Source organism: Aliirhizobium sp. YIM B11859, assembly GCF_057163345.1.
This window is the reverse complement of record NZ_JBXHAY010000003.1, coordinates 569,148-586,271: the sequence shown is the minus strand read 5'-3', so window position 1 is coordinate 586,271 and position 17,124 is coordinate 569,148. Positions and strand designations below refer to the sequence as shown.

Here is a 17,124-nt window from a genome sequence, read left to right as displayed (position 1 = left end):
GGGTATTTCCACGACCCGTCCTGGCTTGCCGATCCCGGCCAAATCGATGACAGGCCTGGGTGAGTAACCAGCCAAGCCAGAAAAGCTCGGCTGGTTTTCAGTTCTCAGTCGAAGAATTCGATCGGCTCGTGTTTCCGCCGTTCTGGTGCCGTTGCGAGTAGGCCTGCGGCTCGCCCTCATACCTGACAACCTGGATCCGGACATTCCGCGGGCCGCGGCCGGCTGCGTCGATCGGCCCGGTCCTGTCGGACCTGCGTCACCATATCGAAATGATCGATTTTTGCCCCTTGCGGGAAAACTCTGATTGATCTGCACTTATCCATCCTGTGTGACAAGCGGCTGTCATGCAACGTTCGTAATGTGAGCTGTCATGCAAGAAGACGGCCCATATGCTCGACCTCAACGACCTCCGCTTATTCGCACTGATTGCCGAACACGGTGGAATTGCCCGCGCCAGCCGCGCGCTGAACCTGCCCAAGTCGACGCTGAGCCGCAGGCTGTCCGGCCTCGAAGCCCAACTCAAATCGATGCTCGTGGAAAGGAACGGCGAAGCTTTCGCACTGACCGATGTCGGACGACGTTTCCTTCTGCACTGCCAGGAGATCTCGGCGGCAGGGTATGCTGCCGAAGCAAGCTTCCATCATGACAACAGGGAACCCGCCGGACATGTGCGGGTCAGTCTGTCGTCTGCGTTCCGCGCTTGCGCTGGAAAATTCGCCTGCGACATTGCCCGCCGGCACGCGGGCATGAACATCTCTCTGGAAATTGCCGATCGCGACGACGATCAGGCGCGTGACGGTTTCGACGTCACCATCCGCCTGCATCGCGGGCAACTCCAGGACTCGTTGCTCAAGCAGAGACGGGTTGGGGCGACGGCGTTGCGAGCCGTTGCCGTACCGCAATGGGTGAGGCGAAAGGGGCTTCCATCCTGCCCGGATTCGCTCGTGCATTTCGATCTGGTCGCATTCGATCCGGCACGGGACTGGAAGAACCTGCGCTTCCGCTGCACCGGGAGAACGGCAACCGAAGTCGTTCACAGCCCGAGAATCCGGTCGCATGATCTCGACGTGATCCTTGATGCAGTCCGTGCCGAAGCCGGGATCGGAATCGTGCCCGACTTCGTGTGCGCGCCATTGATCGCGGCGGGTCGGCTTGTCGATGTGCTTCCCGGCTGGACGGCTGACGAGGTGGCGATCAGCCTGCTGACCCAATCGGTGAGTTTTCCCAGCGCCGCGGTTCGTGAGGTTGCGAAATCGCTGGAGGTCATGGTCCGAGACAGTTTCAACACATCGAAGTCCCATTTCAATCTCGCAGACGTTCCAGAACTGGAACCGACGGTTCCGATATTGCATCCCGACATCAGACTCCAGCCGTCATATACGGCTCCTAAGGTCGGATCGTACGAAGGCATTCGCCCTCGGCGTGATGCCTCGATCGACCCGGAAGGAGAGGTTTTGATGAATCCCATATTCCAGGCTGCAGGCGCAGCCATCCTCGGTGCGGCCAGCCTGTTCTCTATGCCCGCCCACGCGGACGATACGCCAGGCCCCATCGTTCTTTATACAAACGACTTCGAAAACGTGCTCAAGGATCGCTTCAAGGCTGATACCGGCCGTGACGTCGATGTCGTTCAGATGAGCGGCGGCGAGCTTCTGGCCCGCATTGCCGCGGAAGCTGGAAATCCGCAATGGGATGCCGTGATCTTCAACGGATCCAACGCGCTCTTCTCCCTTGCCCAGCAGGGACAGCTCAAGCGCATGATCGAGCCGCGCAATCTCGGCAATCTCAATGATCTCGGCAAGACGCAGATGCCGGAGGACAAGTCGTGGTTCCCGATTGGCATGGCTGCATCATGCGTTCTTGCTTACCGGAGCGATCTCGTCAGTTCCGCGCCTGCGGGCTTCGAGGACCTGCTCGACGCCGCATATACCGGCAAGATGGGCATGGCCGACCCGGCCGTTGCCGCCCCGGCATACCCCTGCGTTGCACAGCTCTTCTATTCGATGGGGGACGACAAGGCCCGCCAGATGTTCTCTGGGCTGTTCGAAAACGGCATGCGCGTGTTCCGGACCAACGGCCCGGTCGGCAAGGCGCTGACGTCCGGTGACATCTCAGTCGCCCTTCTCACGTCGCAGGTCGCCTATTCGTTGAAAGCGGGCGGTGCACCGATCAGCATCGTCTGGCCCAAGGATGGCGCACCTGCCTCCGTACGCGGCGTCGGCGTTCAGGCCAAGACCAAGCGGCCGGAAGGCTCCCAGGCATTCGTGGAGTGGCTCCTCGAGCCCGGCACTCAGAAGCATCTGCAGGACAGCGCAGGAGCAGACGGTCTGTTCGAACCGACCGTGACGGGTGCGGGCCGCCGTGCCGACGGTCCGCCGGAAGGCTCCATCTACAAGGTCGCTCCGCCGGCATTCGCCGCATCGAACGAAGAAACGATCAAGACCTGGTTCGCAGATCAGGCCGTTCGCTGAGGATTTTAGTGCAAGCGGGCCGTCTTCACTCGATGGCGGCCCGCGTTCACGATTGAAACATCCGGAACCTTTCAATGTCGATTATCACCGCGCGGCCGATGCCGACGGGCAAGCGCCGTCCGCGTTCATTTGCATTTCCAAAGGCGGAGACCGCTCTTGGAAGTATCGTTGTTGTGACGCTCTTCGTTTTGATCCTCGGCCCATTGGGAGCCGTTCTGCTGCAGGCGTTCATGCCCGGCGCGCTCACGGCCGGGGTTCGATCTTCTGCACCCGCCAGCCTGCTGGATATTTTCACGAGGCCTCTCTGGAAGCAGGCACTGCTGAACTCTCTCAAGCTCAGTCTGTTTGCAGCCGTTCTCGGTGGTGCTATCGGGACGGCCCTGGCTTTCTTAAGGCACCGTATCCGAATGGTGACTGCGGGTCTGATCGACATTTCCGCCTGGCTCATTCTGATCCTTCCATCCTTCGTGATTGCTCAAGGCTGGATGCTGTTCGCCGGTCGGGCGGGGATCGCGAACCAGTGGTTTGGCATGGGTTTCGTTACCGATGCGGTATTCAATCCGATAGGGCTTGCCATCGTGATGAGCTTGAAAGCGTTCCCGCTGGCCTATCTCGCGGTATCGGCAGGGCTCCAGTGGCGACTTGATGATCTCGGCCATGCTGCCAGCCTGTCAGGGGCAGGGCCCGCTCGGGTGTTTCGCACGATCCATCTGCCGCTGCTGATGCCTGCCGTCCTGTCCGGCTGCGTTCTGATCTTCATCGACGTGATCGGGGACTTCGGGCTTCCTGCGGCCCTGGCGACGACATACAGGTTTCCGACGCTGACCTACGCGATCTACGTGGCGATCAACCAGTCGCCGATCCGGTTCGATCAGGCGGGCATCCTCGCATTCTATGTGACCGCGCTGCTCCTGCTGGCCGTCTGCCTCTACTTCTATTTGATCCGCCGTCGGCGTTTCGATTTCCTGACGGCCCGTGCCAAGCAATCGCAGGCAAGCCACTCCAAGTGGGGTTGGATCGCCGATCTCTATGCATTATCAATCATCTGCCTGGCGATCGTCATCCCGCTCGGCGCCAGCTTCATCGTCTCGATCTCGAATGGAACGGTTTCTGCGGACGGATCGATATCATGGACGACCGAGAACTATGTCTCCGTGTTCAACGACACCAGCCGTTTCCTGGATGCACTCGGGAACTCGCTCTGGATTGCTGCAGGGGCCGCGATCTGCAGCGCCGTCGTGGCCTTTCTGGCGGCCTATGTCCTTACATTCTCGAACTTCGGTCTCAACAGGCTGATCGACCTGACTTGCACCTTGAGCCTTGCCGTTCCAGGGGTGGTGCTGGGTATAGGCTACATCTTCATCTGGAACTCCCCGGCTCTCGATCGACTGGGCATGAACCTTTATGGACATCCCTCGATCCTGATCCTTGCGGGGACCGCGGGGGCAATCCCCTATGCGATCAGGATCATGCTCGGCTCCTTCGCCCAACTCCCTTCAACAATGCTCCACGCAGCGGCGACGAATGGCGCCGGCATGGCGCGTCGCCTGATGACGATCGTGATCCCGTTGACGGCGATCGCTCTGATATCGGCAACACTTGCCGCCTTCGGATCCGCCGTCTTCGATCTTGCCATCAACGCCATCCTGCGACCGCCGAGGCTCAGCGTCCTTCCCGTCTACGTCAACCGTGCGTTCGAGCAGGGCGATTTCGGCGTGTCCACCGCTGCGACCTTTGTCGCAGGTGGCGCCACGGTGGTGATCATCTTTTTCTTGAAATCGGTCGCGACACCGGTTTTGGCATTCGACAGGCCGTCCAGAAAGTCCGAGGAACCGCAGAATGCTTGAAATCACGAACCTCGTCCGGCGCATTGGCGACAACACCGTCCTCGACGATCTGACGATCCGCCAACAGCGAGGGGAGGTGGCGTCGATCGTCGGCCCATCCGGGTGTGGGAAATCGACCCTGCTTCGTCTGGTGGCGGGCCTGGATGGGCCCGATGGCGGTGAAATATCGATAGACGGAGAAACCGTCTCGTCGAGGAGCCACGTGGTACCGACCCATCGGCGCTCGATAAACATGGTCTTCCAGGATTACGCGCTTTGGCCTCACATGCGGGTCGGCAACATTGTCGGATACGGTCTGTCGAGGTTGAACCGCGCCGATCGCGAAAAGAAGGTTGACGGCCTTCTTCACCTGATGCGGATCGAGGCATTGGTGGACAGGCTGCCATCTCAGTTATCCGGTGGCCAGCAGCAGCGTGTTGCAATCGCCCGAGCATTGGCCACCGATCCTCGAATCTTGCTTCTCGATGAGCCGCTTTCGAACCTCGACGTGCAGCTTAGGACTGAGATGAGGCTCGAGTTCGCAGAACTGTTCCGGACGCTGGACACGACCGTGCTTTACGTCACGCATGATCCTCTCGAAGCAAGTTCCTTTGCCGATCGTCTGATTGTCATGCGCGCCGGAAGGATCGAGCAGCAGGGCCATCCCGAGGCCTTGTTCTCCTCGCCTTCCTCGCAATGGGTCGCCATGCTCGCCGGATATGATGTCCGCCTTGAGGTGGCCAACCCTCGGAGGGATGAGGCGGGATACGTCGGTGACATAGGCGGGCAGGCGATACGCTTTGATCTCCCCTCGCACCACTCGATCGCAACGGATGCCGAGGTTCTGCTGATGCTCCATCCGACATCGATCCGTTTCAATAGCGAAAAGACCGATCTGGACAACCATCTTTCCGGGACGGTCGCAAGCACGCTCTATGAAGGTCGCCAGTGGCGGATTTCGCTCCGCGTTGGCCAGAGCCGGTTCTCAGTACTTGTGCCGTTCCGCTGCGCTGTCGGCGATGAACTGTCGTTCTCCTTCTCAAGCAAGGATGCCGCGGCGTTCGCATCGCAATGAGTCCAAATTCCCGAAATTATTCGAATAGATAGTAACGACATGTCTTCAGCTCATCTGCTCCCGGTCTTCATCAGTTCTGTCGCCGCCCCTGTCGGTTCGATCCTTTCCGGAACAGCCAACCTGCTCGAGAAGTCGCCAGGCATCGAAGTTCATGACGATCGACTTCTGTTGCCCGGTGATCCCACCAGTCTCGAGCGATCTTTCGCGGCCGCGCATGAAACGCTTGCTCCGATGGACCTTGTTGCGCCGATACGCAACGAAACCATGCCCATCCTAACCGATTTCGACGGAGCGGTGATTGGCACAGTCGACCGGAGCCTGCTTAGAACTTTTGGTTTTCGCGGCGTGAAGGTGCACATCAACGGGCTGGTCCGATCGAGTGCAGAGCCCAAGATCTGGCTCGCCCGCCGCGCAGCCGATCGACGGGCGTCTCCCCTCCATCTCGACACCATGGTCGCGGGTGGCCAGCCCCATGGGAAGACTGTACTGGAAACGGTCGTCATGGAGGCGGGCGAGGAAGCGGGACTGAGCCCGACGGATCTCGCTGGTATCGAGGAGGTGAAGCGTATGGACATTTCCTACACCTCGTCGGAGGGGCATCACCTGGAGCGTCTGGTGATCTTTGATCTTTGGCTTCCAGAAGCGTTTATTCCCGTTCTCCACGACGGTGAACTCATCGAGAGTCTGCTCGTGCCTTCGTCCGAGATGGTCGAATTTCTCGATGGTCGCGATGTTTTCAAATACAATTCCGCGATCGTCTGCCGTGATCTCCTAGAGAGACTTTCAGCGGGTGGTCTTGGTCGAACTCGGGCAGGGCGCTGACGAACCGCGCCAAATCAGCGGGTTCGACGGGATGCCTCCGATCGCGATGAAGTATCGTGCAGGCTTGCAGCCGCGCTTGAAAATGGTGGGAAAGATATCGTCCCATCTGACCACACCATTTTGCCGCCGCGCAGCGTAGCGCGCATGCGCGGCATTTGTCCGCGCTCGGCGACGACCAAATCGGCGCGGCGGCCTTCTGCGATCATGCCGCGATCATCGAGACCGAGTGCTCTTGCCGGATTGGCGCTGGCAAGCGCCACGGCGCTGGCAAGCCCGCTCTCGCCGCCGACCGAGATCGTATCGCCCAAGGCGATCACGGCCGGCAGGATAGCGGAAGGATGATAATCGCTGGCAAGAATATCCAGTACACCGGCCTCATAGGCTTCGCGTGCCGAGAGATTGCCGGAATAGGACTGGCCGCGCAGCGCGTTCGGTGCCCCCATGGCCGTTGCCATGCCTAGACGCCGCGCCTCTGCAGCAACCTCCAGCGTGATCGGAAACTCGCTGATCCTGACACCGAGCCCGTGCATCAGTGCCGCCTTTTCGAGGCTGTCGTCGTCATGTGAGGCAATGGCGATGCCTTGTTCCCTGGCCAGTTCAGCCAGGCCGGTGACGACATGCATGGCATCGCCATGGGCTTCGCGCTGGGCGATCCGATCCTTCACCATCTCCAACGCTGTGGCGTAGTCGATCTTTTTCGTCTTCGCCATGTTGCGGGTATGGATTTCGAGGTCGCGATATTGTCCCTGTCCCGGCGTATGATCCATCAGCGAGATCAGTCCCAGTGCTCCGTCCCGCATCAGCTTTTCGGCTACCTCGATGGCCGAGGGAAAGGTGATTTCGAAACGGGCATGGACGCGATGGTCAACGAGCAGTTCGTGTCGCATCGAGGCGAGGGCACCGATGATCGCCGTCGTGTTTTCCACCGAGCGGAGATGGCCGTAGGTGGCCGGCGTGAAGGCAAGCGCCGCATAGGCGGTGGTGATGCCATTGGCGGCGAGCTTCTTGTCGAGGTCGTAGAGCCCCAGTTCGAGCGGCATGCGGACGTTGGCGCGCGGCTCGACTTCCTTCTCGATCATGTCGCCATGGATATCGACAAAGCCCGGCAGCAGCAGCCTGCCCTCGCCATCGACATCCGTAACATCGCCGGGTGTTTCGCGGATTTCCACGATCAATCCGTCCTCGACACGAACGGCGCCGCGCTTGATGACACGGTCCGACAGGACGATCTCGAAATTATTGAGCCACATTGTCTGCCTCGTCCTCGATCTTGATGGCCTTGAGATGGATCTCCCGGTCGATCAGACCTTCAACGTCCTCGGGATGATGGAAGACGCCGATCATTGCAACCCCTGAGGCCTTCAGTTCTGTGAGCCGATCAACGAGCGCCTGCCGGGCAGAATGGTCAAGCGAGGCGGTCGGCTCGTCGAGCAGCAGCAGACGTTGCGGCAGGATCAAGGCGCGGGCCAGATTGACCTTCTGCTGTTCGCCGCCGGAGAAGGTGGAAGGGTAGGCGGGCCAGAGCTGTTTCTTGACGCCGAAAGCGGCAAGCCAGCGGCGCGCTTCTATCAGGGCTTCGGCATGCGGCATTCCGGCGAGCCGTAGCGGTTCGGCGACGACCTCCTCTGCCGCGACACGGGGGCGGGCATTGAGGAACTGGGTGACGAAGCCGATCTCGCGACGGCGCAGAACGGCAATGTCGACATCCGCGGCGGCGGCAAGGTCGATCACACCTTCCTTTGTGTAATAGAAGGCGTGTCCGGCCTGCGGCAGATAGGAGCGGTAGAGGGTCCGCAGCAGCGTAGACTTGCCCGCCCCGTTTTCACCCTTCAGCAGGATGAATTCTCCTTCCCCAAGTTCGAAATTCAGATCCTCGAAAGCGTAGAGCGTCCGGCGTAGATGGTGCATTTCGAACTGTTTCGAAAGACCCTCGACGCGCAGCACGGGGCTCGCTCCCGACTTGGAAACTTGCATGTCCATTGTCCGGTCGTCCTCAAAGCTTCGCATGAACGAGTTGCTGGGTATATTCGTGCTGCGGGTCTTGGAAGATCTGGTCCGCCAGTCCCTGTTCCACGACCCGGCCGCGCCGCATGACCATGACCCGGTCGGCCATGGTGCGGATGACGCCGAGATCATGCGACACCAGAACCATGGTGATGGCGCGCTCCTGCTGGAGCCGTTTCAGCGTGTCGAGAACCAGCGCCTGGACGCTGACATCGAGGCCGGTGGTCGGCTCGTCGAGGAGAAGCACGGCCGGTTCGAGGGCGATTGCCTTGGCCAGCTGGACGCGCTGCTGCATGCCGCCCGAAAGCTCGCGTGGCCGGGCGTCGATACGCTCCAGAGGGAATTCCGAGGCCTGCAGGGCTTCTCTTGCCCGCGAACGCAGATCGGCGAAATTGCGATTTCCGGCAATCAGCAAGCGTTCGGCAACATTGCCGCTGCTGGTATGGCCCATCAGGAGACCCAGATGCGGGTTCTGATAAACGATGCCGATATGGCGAGCGCGCAACATGCGCCGTTCGAACCGGTCGAGCGTGAAGAGGTTGCGCTGTTCGTGGTCGGTCAGGGAAAGATGATAGCTGCCCGTCTCCGGCGTATCTTCGAGATTCATCATCCGTAGCAGGGTGGACTTGCCTGAACCAGATTCGCCGACAATGCCGAGGACCTCGCCCGGGTAGACGGTGACATCGACATCGATGACCGCCTTGACCTCGCCAAAGCTCTTGGAGATGCCGCGCATGGACAGCATCGGCGTGGCCAGCATCAGGCGCGGCTGCTCGCGGGTCACGGTGTTGGAGGGAGCTATCATCAGTCCATCCTTCCATTCTTGTACCAGGTATCTGCGATCTCGACCGCCTCGCCGTCCTGTCTGCGGATCTGCTTGACGCCGAAATGGCTGTCGGAGAGTTCGTAGCGCGAGGAGCCGTCGTCCTGCGGCAGTTCGTTCATGAAAAATCCGGTGACATTGCTGCGATAGCAGGTCTTGTCCTGATGATCCTCGACCCGGTAGGGCACGTCGTCGAAAACCAGCGGCTCGACATTCGTATAGGGCGGCACGGCATAGATGCGCTTTTCGCGTCCGGCCGAAAGAATGGTCAGATGGTCTGCCTGATGCAGCTTCTTCACATCCCAGCGAGGGATCGGTGATGGCGAGATGACGTAGCGGCCGTTGACCATGCTGGGATAGCTCGATCCCTGTATGATGCGGCCGGACTTCACCAGCTGCTCGTAAAGCACCAGCCAGAGCTGGCCGTAATCGGCATCGCCATGCATGTCGCGGGTGATCGACATATCCGGCTGCACGGCGCGCAACGGCTCGGGATCCGGCACCTGCAGGACGAGGATCTGGTCCTCGCGCAGCTTCTCTTCAGGAATGCGATGGCGCGACTGGATGATCGTCGCCTTCTGCGTATCCTCGGTTTCGACCGCGCCACCGACGCGGGCGAAGAATTTGCGGATGCTGACGGCGTTGACGGAATCATCGGCACCCTGATCGATCACCTTGACGACGGAGGTCGGCTTCAGCAGCGTCAAAGTTGCCTGGAGGCCGCCGGTTCCCCATCCGCGCGCCATCGGCACTTCGCGGCTGGCATAGGGCACCTGATAGCCGGGTACCGCGACCGCCTTCAGCATCTTGCGGCGCAGTTCGCGCTTGGCCGATTCATCCAGGAATCCGTAGTTGAAGGCCGCCCAGGGCTTTGTGAGATCCTTGAGTGTCACAGTGGTGCCTCTTCCTGCTTGGTCTGCGGTTCGGCCGCCTTCGCCGCGGCGGCAGCCGCACGATCCGCCTTGACGCCACGAAAGGCGTCCAGCGTCGACTGGAAGGTGACATAATGCGGAAGCTTGAAGTGAATGCAGAAGCCGGAGCTTTCGACCGGTTCCGTATGATAGAGCACGAATTCCTCCGTCGAGGCCGCGTGTGCGTCGGGCTGGCTTGAGGCCAGATCGAGCGAGGCGGCGGCGATAACCTTCACCTCGTTCCAGCCGAAAGTGGCCGAAAAGCCGAGTTCGAGCACCGCCGCCTTGGAGATGATTTCCGCCTGGCTGACGCGGACGCGGCCGGCGCTGAAAAGCGTGCCGTGCGGATGGCGGATCCGGACCGGCGCCTCGGCGAGGCGCAGTTCGTTGACTGTCGGGTGCACCGAACCATAACCGCGCATGGTCGAGTAACCCAGTGCCAGTGTTCCGCCGGTATCGGCGCGGGCAAGGCTTTGCAGCTTGTGGGCGCGCGGTGCCGGAAAGAGCAGCGGCTCGCGGGTAAGGTCCGGTATGTCGTCTGGGGCGACCGCCTCCGGCTTGTGATCGGCGATCAACCCCTGTGCCTTCTGCCAAGCGGCGAGCGAGGGCTGGGTTGCCGGCGCAGGCTCGGCAGCTGCGGCCACCGGGGCCGGCACATAATCCTCTCCCATGAGGACGCCGACCTGCAGTAGGCGATGGGAATAATCGAGTGTCGGGCCAAGAATCTGGCCGCCCGGAATATCCTTGAAGGCGGCAGAGATGCGGCGCAGCGTAAACAGATCCGTCTGCTTCACCGGTTCGGCCACCGCGATGCGCGGCTGTGTCGTGCGATAGGCGCGCAACAAAAGAACGGCCTCGTAGAGGTCGCCGCCGGTTTGCGCCAGGGCAAGCGCCGCCAGATCCGGTTCGTAAAGCGAGGCCTCGCCCATCAGCCGATCGATGAGATAGGGAAGGCCGGTGCGGATCGCATCGACCCTGTCCTTGCCGATTGCACCGAGATCGTTTCGATAAAGCCGCTCGGCCTGTTCGATGGCGTGCTCGCCGCCACGGGTTGCCACATAGGCCATCAGAGCACCTCGACTTTTGTGGAACGGGGAATGCCGACAACATCGCCGCCATCGACAAGGTAAAGATCAAAGCCCAGCGGATAACGGATCGCCTTGGCACGCATTTGCCAGAAGGAGGCATCGATGCCGCCGACCGTGATCGTCAGGCTGTCACGAATACCGGGGCCCGAGAGCCGAAGCTTCTGACCGGTACCGAGATCTGCCGGCGCGAAGACCGTCGCGGCCTCGTCGGGATAAGCGAGCGTGCCTATGCGAAGACGCGAGAGGCCATCAACCGCCTGTGCCGAGCCGAGCGCCGCAAACACATAGTCCGCCTGCGCAAGATCGGCACGGCGTGCGCCGGTTGCGGCGAGATCGCGGTCGAGGTCACCGGCACTTTCGGCATCAAGCACGCGGTCGCCGAGAACGTGAAACGTGCATTCGCGGTCGAGCAGACTTTCCGCGATGGCGGCAAAACCACCGGCGGGCAGGGTGCGGTGCAGGCCGGGCCGCGAAAGCGCCCATATCAGCTCCTCGAAAACTGCATTGGTGCGGCTATCATCTGTGGTCGGGAGGATGGAAAGCGACATGATCAAAACGTCTCCATCTGGACGCGGGTGGCCTCGACCTTGCATAGCCGCTCCCGGTCGGCCTGCTGCTGACGGGCGTCCTCGGCCTCGATGAAGACGAGGATCGGCCCGCTGTCGTGGCCAGTCGCGATTGCGGCATCGACGACGGCCATTGCCATTGCCTGTTCCAGATCGCGGCCGGTCACCGCGCCAAAACCCTCCACGCCGCTTGCCGGCAGGCGGATATGGGCTTCAGCCACGAGCACTTCACCAAGATGAAAGGCCGTTCCCTTGACCGTGTCCTCGAAGGGCAACATGACGAGCCCGGTCCGGTTGTTCAGCACGGTAACGTCACCGAGCCCGGTCAGGACCTGTTCCGCACAGGCCTTGAGTGCCCCGGCATCGCTGCCTGCAAGGATATCGAGCGCCTGCTCGTGAGAGTAGGTGCCGATGACCGGTTCGCCGGTCGCAAGCTCACTCATGCGTCTTCCTTTCTTACGATCCCGCAGTCGCGCGCCCGCGTCTGAGTTGCGGATGTCCTGCGGCATGGGTCACGCCTCCCGGCTCGGGAGCCGCGTAGGTGACTCAATCATATTCATTCGGATGAATTACTATGATATGCGAATGAATATGTCCACGGCAGTTTCGTGATGTTTGTGTGACGCAGGGAGATGAGCGAGGTCGCCAGCGTGGATTAAAGGCCGTCGCGCTGGCGCAGCCAGTCGGCAGTCAGCGTGCTGGCGAAGGCCGCTGCCGCGGTTACGGTCTTTCCTTCCAGAAGCGCGAACAGCAGGGCGCCGCTGAAACGGTCGCCGGCACCGATGGCGCTTTTGACCTCGATCCGTTGCTGCGGCACGACCTTCATTTCGTCCTTGCCGTCGAAAAGGGTGATCGGTTCGGGGCCGTCCGTCAGCACCAGCATTTTCAGCCGTGATCCGGCAATGGCTCTGGCCCGCTGCCAGGCGGTGTCGAGATCGCCATCGACGTCGTCGCGGGAGGAGATGACATAATCTGCCGGGCGGGGCGTCGCCGGCCGCAGCGGCAATTGTGTGACGACGATCGGAATGTCATCGAGCGCATGCAAGAGGCCTGCATCAAGGCTCAGCGCGTTGATATAGGCGGCGTCGCCGGTCAGTGGTGCTGCAATCGTAAACGGCGGACGGGCATGGCTGGGATAGCCCCATGATCGTGCGTTCGCCATTCGGCTCAAGCAGGATTTCGAGCAGCGACGTTTCCCCGGCCTCCATCGCCACCTCGCGCGTGTAGAAGCCCATCTCCTTGAGCGTATCGAGGGCCGCATAACCCTGCGCGTCGCTTCTCAGCCAGGTGACCATCGAAACTTCGGCGCCGAGATCGAGAAGCTGGCTGCCGGTGAAGAAGCCACCGCCGCCAAGCTGGATCTCTTGCGACGCCACATGCAGGCGGCCGCCTCGCACCAACGGGTCGGTGAGCCGCCAGATGCGGTCATGGTTGACGCTGCCGATAACGATGACACGATGCATGACCGGTTATCTCTCGTCCATGCCCGGCGCCAGCGCATCGACGATGTAGCGTTGGGCAAACAGGAAGATTACCAGCACGGGCAGGATCGAAAGCAGGCTGGTCGCCATCAGCGGCCCCCAGGCCTGGCCTGTCCCGTCGAGATCGGCAAAGACTGCGATGCCGGTCGTCAGGGTCTTTTTCGAGGTGTCCTCAAGCACAAGCTGACCCCAAAGGTAGATGTTCCAGGCACCCATGAAGGAAATCACCGAAAGTGCGGCGATCGACGGGATGACATTGGGGATGCCGATGCCGGCAAACTGCCGCCACAGGCCCGCACCGTCGATCCGAGCCGCCTCGAACATTGCCCCCGGGAGTGAACGAAACGCCTGCCGCATGTAAAAGACATAGAAGCCGATATAGGGAATGGAAGGGATGATCATCGCCCCATAGGTGTCGAAAGCCTGCAGTTTCACCACACCGATATAGGTCGGGATGATGGCCAGTACAGTCGGGAAGGACATGGTGGCGATGACGAACCAGAAAAGCGCCTGTCTGCCGCGAAACTCCATCCGCCCGAAGGCGAAACCGGCCGGGACGGCAAGCAGAAGCTTGCCGAGGGTAATCAGCGTGGCCGTGAGGATAGAGTTCCACAACCACAGCCAGATCGGATGACGCTCGGCGGCCAAGGTGAAGTTCGCGAGCGTCGGATGTTCCGGCCAGAAACGGATGGCCTTGCCGGCAATCAGATCGTCGGGCGTGAAGGCGGAAGACACCATCCAGACGAGCGGAAACACGGTGACGAAACAGGTAACCAGCAGGACGGCATGGATGAAAAGCCGATGCAGGGAAATCGGAGTGCTCATGCCTTATGCGTCTCTCTTTCGGCTACGCGGAACTGCAGCCAGGTGATCGCGAGGACCAGGACAATGATGATCATCGCAATGGCGCTGGCCGGCCCGAACTGGAAGAAGCGCAGGCCCTGCTGCCAGAGGAAATAAAGCACGCTCGAGCTTCGCCCGGCCGGACCGCCATGGGTCAGCACGTCGATGACGCCGACGATATCGTCGAGAACATGGAAGAAGGTGGTGACGCTGATGAAGAAGGCGGTCGGTGCCATCAGCGGCAGGCTGATCGTGAAGAAATGCCGCCGCGGGCCTGCGCCGTCCAGCTGTGAGGCTTCACGCAGCTCATGCGGCAGGTTGGTGAGTGCGGCGAGCCACAGCAGCATGTTGAGCCCGAACGTCTTCCAGAAGGTGACGAGGCAGACGCAGAGAAGTGCGAGGTTCGGATCCGTGTGCCAACGGGACGGCGGAAAGCCGAAAAATCCGAGCATCTCGTTGAACAGGCCGTTGACCGGGTTGAACAGCCAGGACCAGGCAATGCTGGCGACCGAATAAGCGACGATCGTCGGCAGGAAAAGGCTACCGCGATAAAGGCCCTGCAGGGGGCTCTTGCGCACCGAATGGATCATCAGCGCCAGGATAAGCGGCAGGACGATCTCGGCGGGAATGAGGATCGCACAGTAGAGGACCGTGTTCCAGGCGGCCAGGCGGAAGTCGGCATTGCCGAAAGCCGCCGTGTAATTGGCCGTTCCAACGAAGCTGATATCGGAAGACAGGAGATTCCAGTCGAGCACCGATAGCATCGCGGAAGCGATGAGCGGGCCGTAGAGGAAAATCGCGACGGACAGAACGGCTGGCCCCACGAACAGGTAGGGGGCCAGCAGTCGGAGACGGGAATACATCGGATCAGGCCGCGACCAGCGCCGCCAGTTCGTCATGCGCGCCCTTGATACCATCGGCAACGGTGGCTTCCTTGAGCAGCATGCGCGAAACCCACTTGCGCCAGACATCCTGACCTTCGAGGCCACGCTTGCCGGGCCAGATGGTTTCCGCCGTCAGGCCGTCTGCGAGCTGGGCAGCCGCCGGTTTCATGAAGTCGTTGATCAGCGGCACATCATGGACCGAGGTGTTGAGGTAACCGACCTGCGACCAGATCGTCTGGCCTTCTTTCGATGCGCAGAATTCCAGGAAGGCGAGCGAGGCTTCGGCCTGTTCCTTGTTCTTCGTGTAGACGGCGAGGAAGTTGCCGCCGCTGTTCATGTTGCGGGCGTGGCCCGGCATGCCCGGGAACTTGGTGGTGATCGCCTTGGCGGCACCAAGCGGGAAGGTGACGGCACGGGTCGAACTGGTCGTGCAGATGGCGAGGGCACCGGCCTCGAATGCGGCATCCTGTTCCTTGGCGCTAACCGGCGTCCACAGGCCATCGAAAGCCGGCTTGCAATATTCCGTCATGCCGGCGATCGATTCGGCGCTGTTGAGTGCGAGCTTGCCGGCCGGGTCGATGATGTAACCACCGGCATTCTGGATGAAGGACTGGCTGGTCCATTCGTTGTTGGATAGCGCCAGCGCCGAGCGATACGTCGGATGCTTGCCCTTCAGCGCCGCGTCGAGCTTGCGGGCATTCTCGTACAGCCATGCACTGTCGATCGTCTCGGGAAGATTGGGATCGAGGCCGGCAGCCTTCCACAATTCGCTGTTGATGAAGGTGATCGGCGTGGACATCGCCCAGGGAAGGCCGATTAGCGAACCGTCGATCGTCACCAGCGGATGCACAGACGACCGGAAGTTGCCGATGATTGCGTCCGCCTTGGCGGCATTGATCTCGCGCAGATCGCGGGCGCCGAGCGTGCGCTTGGCAAAATAGCCGAACTTCCAGCCGGTGATCATCATCGCCGGCGGGCGGCCGGCGGCCACGCTGGCGACAGCCTTGGCCGTCGCGGTTTCGTAGTCGCCGTCGAAGCGGTTGACGACGGTCACGCCAGTTTTCCTGGCGTTGAAGGCGTCGACGACCTTCTGGAACGGCTTGTCCGAACCCCAGGTGCTCGAGACCTCGATTGTCGCATCGGCGGAGCGAGCAGAATCCGTGAAGGCCATGCTCGCGCCGATCGCCACTGTTGCTCCGGCCACGAATTGCCGACGATTGATATTCACCATCTGTCACTCCAGATATTCGGATGAAAGTAAAAATATTCGGATGTTTTCTTAGGAGGCGTCAGTGACAGGCGTGTGAATGTCGTTCTGCGCGTCTCGGTCCGGGTCAGCGATAAGCGTGTTATCTGACGGGTTTATGACAGGTATCTGGGTGTATCACTTGATTGCGACACCATAGCCGGGTAGGTTTCGGACATTCGAATGATCCAAAGATCACATAAAAAGAATCGGATGATGGGAATGACGGGAAAATCGGTACACGGACAGTGGCAGCAGGTTGAGGAGGATCTCGCCGGTGATATCCTGACCGGCCGCCTGTCTCCGAAAACCCAGCTCCCCAAGGAGGCGGATCTGATGGAGCGCTTCGGCGTCGGTCGTCATTCGATCCGCAGGGCGATCTCCAATCTGGAAAGCCGCGGCCTGGTGCAGGTGGAGCAGGGGCGTGGCACGTTCGTCCGTGAAGGCCGCCTCGATTACCGACTGTCGGAACGCACACGATTTTCACAGAACCTGCTGGAGCAGGGGCGCGAGCCTCTAGGGCAGGCGGTACGTGAGGAATTGATTGCTGCGCCCAATATGGTTGCAGAGGCCTTGCGCCTGCCGCAAGGGGAACCCGTCTATCACATCGTTCGTCGCGGTTTTGCCGACGATGAGCCGATCAATTTTTCGAATGCCTTTTACCCCGTCCGTCGCTTTCCCGGCTTCGATGATGCGCGGCGCGACGGCCGCAGCATTTCGGTGATTTTCGCTGAATATGGGGTTCCCGACTATATCCGCCTGAGGACGGATATCATCGTGCGTATGCCGACCGCCGAGGAGGCGCGGCAGCTCGACCAGGCCATGTCGCTGCCGGTGATTGCGCTGAAAAAGGTCGATGTCGACATGAAGGGAACGCCGATCGCCTATTCGGAGACGATCTGGCCGGGAGAGAGAGTGCAGTTTTCGATCGACAATACGAGCCAATTGCTTGATGCGCTGGCGCGAAATCAAGAGTTTTAAGTCATTTCGACAAGATGGCCTGGCTATGGATCTCAATTGCGGTCCACGTCGAGCGGTCCGCCGGCGATGGCCGGGGTATCTTTGCCAATTCGTTTCGCCATTT

Annotated in this window: 17 protein-coding genes; 5 read left to right on the top strand and 12 right to left on the bottom strand. The window is 60.9% G+C overall.

Annotation, left to right across the window (positions count from 1 at the left end; translation table 11 throughout):
- Positions 1-389: 389 nt before the first annotated feature.
- From AC2GXZ_RS15045 to AC2GXZ_RS15030, 4 genes are all read left to right on the top strand, one after another.
- On the top strand, positions 390-2,471 hold the full coding sequence (locus AC2GXZ_RS15045) for an extracellular solute-binding protein (protein WP_483759963.1): 2,082 nt from the start codon (positions 390-392) through the stop codon (positions 2,469-2,471).
- A gap of 74 nt (positions 2,472-2,545) precedes the next feature.
- The gene (locus AC2GXZ_RS15040; RefSeq protein ID WP_483759962.1) at positions 2,546-4,318 is read left to right on the top strand and encodes an ABC transporter permease; all 1,773 of its coding nucleotides are present in this window, start codon (positions 2,546-2,548) and stop codon (positions 4,316-4,318) included.
- The gene (locus AC2GXZ_RS15035) at positions 4,311-5,372 is read left to right on the top strand and encodes an ABC transporter ATP-binding protein (protein ID WP_483759961.1); all 1,062 of its coding nucleotides are present in this window, start codon (positions 4,311-4,313) and stop codon (positions 5,370-5,372) included. Before AC2GXZ_RS15040 ends, AC2GXZ_RS15035 begins: the two co-directional genes overlap by 8 nt.
- A 39-nt stretch (positions 5,373-5,411) precedes the next feature.
- On the top strand, positions 5,412-6,194 hold the full coding sequence (locus AC2GXZ_RS15030) for an NUDIX hydrolase (RefSeq protein ID WP_483759960.1): 783 nt from the start codon (positions 5,412-5,414) through the stop codon (positions 6,192-6,194).
- A 14-nt stretch (positions 6,195-6,208) separates the two neighbouring features.
- On the opposite strand, the gene AC2GXZ_RS15025 is transcribed toward AC2GXZ_RS15030, so the two are convergent.
- From AC2GXZ_RS15025 to AC2GXZ_RS14970, 12 genes are all read right to left on the bottom strand, one after another.
- Positions 6,209-7,444: an alpha-D-ribose 1-methylphosphonate 5-triphosphate diphosphatase gene (locus AC2GXZ_RS15025; protein ID WP_483759959.1), complete on the bottom strand. Its 1,236-nt coding sequence runs from the start codon at positions 7,442-7,444 to the stop codon at positions 6,209-6,211.
- Positions 7,431-8,168: a phosphonate C-P lyase system protein PhnL gene (locus AC2GXZ_RS15020; RefSeq protein ID WP_483759958.1), complete on the bottom strand. Its 738-nt coding sequence runs from the start codon at positions 8,166-8,168 to the stop codon at positions 7,431-7,433. Before AC2GXZ_RS15020 ends, AC2GXZ_RS15025 begins: the two co-directional genes overlap by 14 nt.
- Positions 8,169-8,187: 19 nt before the next feature.
- Entirely contained in the window at positions 8,188-9,003 is an 816-nt protein-coding gene (locus tag AC2GXZ_RS15015; protein ID WP_483759957.1) for an ATP-binding cassette domain-containing protein, read from the bottom strand.
- Complete coding sequence (locus tag AC2GXZ_RS15010) at positions 9,003-9,914, bottom strand: alpha-D-ribose 1-methylphosphonate 5-phosphate C-P-lyase PhnJ (RefSeq protein ID WP_483759956.1); 912 nt, start codon at positions 9,912-9,914, stop codon at positions 9,003-9,005. Before AC2GXZ_RS15010 ends, AC2GXZ_RS15015 begins: the two co-directional genes overlap by 1 nt.
- Positions 9,911-10,999: a carbon-phosphorus lyase complex subunit PhnI gene (locus AC2GXZ_RS15005; RefSeq protein WP_483759955.1), complete on the bottom strand. Its 1,089-nt coding sequence runs from the start codon at positions 10,997-10,999 to the stop codon at positions 9,911-9,913. The genes AC2GXZ_RS15010 and AC2GXZ_RS15005 overlap by 4 nt, the downstream gene beginning before the upstream one ends.
- Complete coding sequence (gene phnH / locus AC2GXZ_RS15000; protein WP_483759954.1) at positions 10,999-11,568, bottom strand: phosphonate C-P lyase system protein PhnH; 570 nt, start codon at positions 11,566-11,568, stop codon at positions 10,999-11,001. Before phnH ends, AC2GXZ_RS15005 begins: the two co-directional genes overlap by 1 nt.
- A 2-nt stretch (positions 11,569-11,570) precedes the next feature.
- Positions 11,571-12,029, bottom strand: a complete 459-nt coding sequence (locus AC2GXZ_RS14995; RefSeq protein WP_483759953.1) for a phosphonate C-P lyase system protein PhnG — start codon at positions 12,027-12,029, stop codon at positions 11,571-11,573.
- 212 nt (positions 12,030-12,241) lie between these two features.
- Positions 12,242-12,748, bottom strand: coding sequence for a PfkB family carbohydrate kinase (locus AC2GXZ_RS14990; protein WP_483759952.1), 507 nt, complete (start codon positions 12,746-12,748; stop codon positions 12,242-12,244).
- Positions 12,642-13,049 carry a carbohydrate kinase family protein gene (locus tag AC2GXZ_RS14985; protein ID WP_483759951.1) on the bottom strand — a complete coding sequence of 136 codons (408 nt, stop codon included), beginning with the start codon at positions 13,047-13,049 and terminating at the stop codon, positions 12,642-12,644. Before AC2GXZ_RS14985 ends, AC2GXZ_RS14990 begins: the two co-directional genes overlap by 107 nt.
- 6 nt (positions 13,050-13,055) lie before the next feature.
- On the bottom strand, positions 13,056-13,892 hold the full coding sequence (locus tag AC2GXZ_RS14980; protein WP_483759950.1) for a carbohydrate ABC transporter permease: 837 nt from the start codon (positions 13,890-13,892) through the stop codon (positions 13,056-13,058).
- A complete protein-coding gene (locus AC2GXZ_RS14975) occupies positions 13,889-14,773 on the bottom strand; it encodes a carbohydrate ABC transporter permease (RefSeq protein ID WP_483759949.1) in 885 nt (294 codons plus the stop codon). The genes AC2GXZ_RS14980 and AC2GXZ_RS14975 overlap by 4 nt, the downstream gene beginning before the upstream one ends.
- A 4-nt stretch (positions 14,774-14,777) precedes the next feature.
- Positions 14,778-16,025: an extracellular solute-binding protein gene (locus AC2GXZ_RS14970; RefSeq protein ID WP_483759948.1), complete on the bottom strand. Its 1,248-nt coding sequence runs from the start codon at positions 16,023-16,025 to the stop codon at positions 14,778-14,780.
- Positions 16,026-16,262: 237 nt separating this feature from the next.
- Here AC2GXZ_RS14970 and phnF point away from each other — a divergent pair, with 237 nt between their 5' ends.
- Positions 16,263-17,021 (top strand): phosphonate metabolism transcriptional regulator PhnF, encoded by a 759-nt coding sequence (gene phnF, locus AC2GXZ_RS14965; protein ID WP_483759947.1) that lies wholly within the window; start codon positions 16,263-16,265, stop codon positions 17,019-17,021.
- The last annotated feature ends 103 nt before the right edge of the window (positions 17,022-17,124 follow it).

Excerpts from the sequence above, each read along its gene's own strand:
- AC2GXZ_RS15045 (WP_483759963.1), top strand. The coding sequence starts at position 390 with ATGCTCGACCTCAACGACCTCCGCTTATTCGCACTGATTGCCGAACAC.
- AC2GXZ_RS15040 (WP_483759962.1), top strand. The coding sequence starts at position 2,546 with ATGTCGATTATCACCGCGCGGCCGATGCCGACGGGCAAGCGCCGTCCG.
- AC2GXZ_RS15035 (WP_483759961.1), top strand. The coding sequence starts at position 4,311 with ATGCTTGAAATCACGAACCTCGTCCGGCGCATTGGCGACAACACCGTC.
- AC2GXZ_RS15030 (WP_483759960.1), top strand. The coding sequence starts at position 5,412 with ATGTCTTCAGCTCATCTGCTCCCGGTCTTCATCAGTTCTGTCGCCGCC.
- AC2GXZ_RS15025 (WP_483759959.1), bottom strand. The coding sequence starts at position 7,444 with ATGTGGCTCAATAATTTCGAGATCGTCCTGTCGGACCGTGTCATCAAG.
- AC2GXZ_RS15020 (WP_483759958.1), bottom strand. The coding sequence starts at position 8,168 with ATGCAAGTTTCCAAGTCGGGAGCGAGCCCCGTGCTGCGCGTCGAGGGT.
- AC2GXZ_RS15015 (WP_483759957.1), bottom strand. The coding sequence starts at position 9,003 with ATGATAGCTCCCTCCAACACCGTGACCCGCGAGCAGCCGCGCCTGATG.
- AC2GXZ_RS15005 (WP_483759955.1), bottom strand. The coding sequence starts at position 10,999 with ATGGCCTATGTGGCAACCCGTGGCGGCGAGCACGCCATCGAACAGGCC.
- phnH (WP_483759954.1), bottom strand. The coding sequence starts at position 11,568 with ATGTCGCTTTCCATCCTCCCGACCACAGATGATAGCCGCACCAATGCA.
- AC2GXZ_RS14995 (WP_483759953.1), bottom strand. The coding sequence starts at position 12,029 with ATGAGTGAGCTTGCGACCGGCGAACCGGTCATCGGCACCTACTCTCAC.
- AC2GXZ_RS14990 (WP_483759952.1), bottom strand. The coding sequence starts at position 12,748 with ATGGCGAACGCACGATCATGGGGCTATCCCAGCCATGCCCGTCCGCCG.
- AC2GXZ_RS14985 (WP_483759951.1), bottom strand. The coding sequence starts at position 13,049 with ATGCATCGTGTCATCGTTATCGGCAGCGTCAACCATGACCGCATCTGG.
- AC2GXZ_RS14980 (WP_483759950.1), bottom strand. The coding sequence starts at position 13,892 with ATGAGCACTCCGATTTCCCTGCATCGGCTTTTCATCCATGCCGTCCTG.
- AC2GXZ_RS14975 (WP_483759949.1), bottom strand. The coding sequence starts at position 14,773 with ATGTATTCCCGTCTCCGACTGCTGGCCCCCTACCTGTTCGTGGGGCCA.
- AC2GXZ_RS14970 (WP_483759948.1), bottom strand. The coding sequence starts at position 16,025 with ATGGTGAATATCAATCGTCGGCAATTCGTGGCCGGAGCAACAGTGGCG.
- phnF (WP_483759947.1), top strand. The coding sequence starts at position 16,263 with ATGACGGGAAAATCGGTACACGGACAGTGGCAGCAGGTTGAGGAGGAT.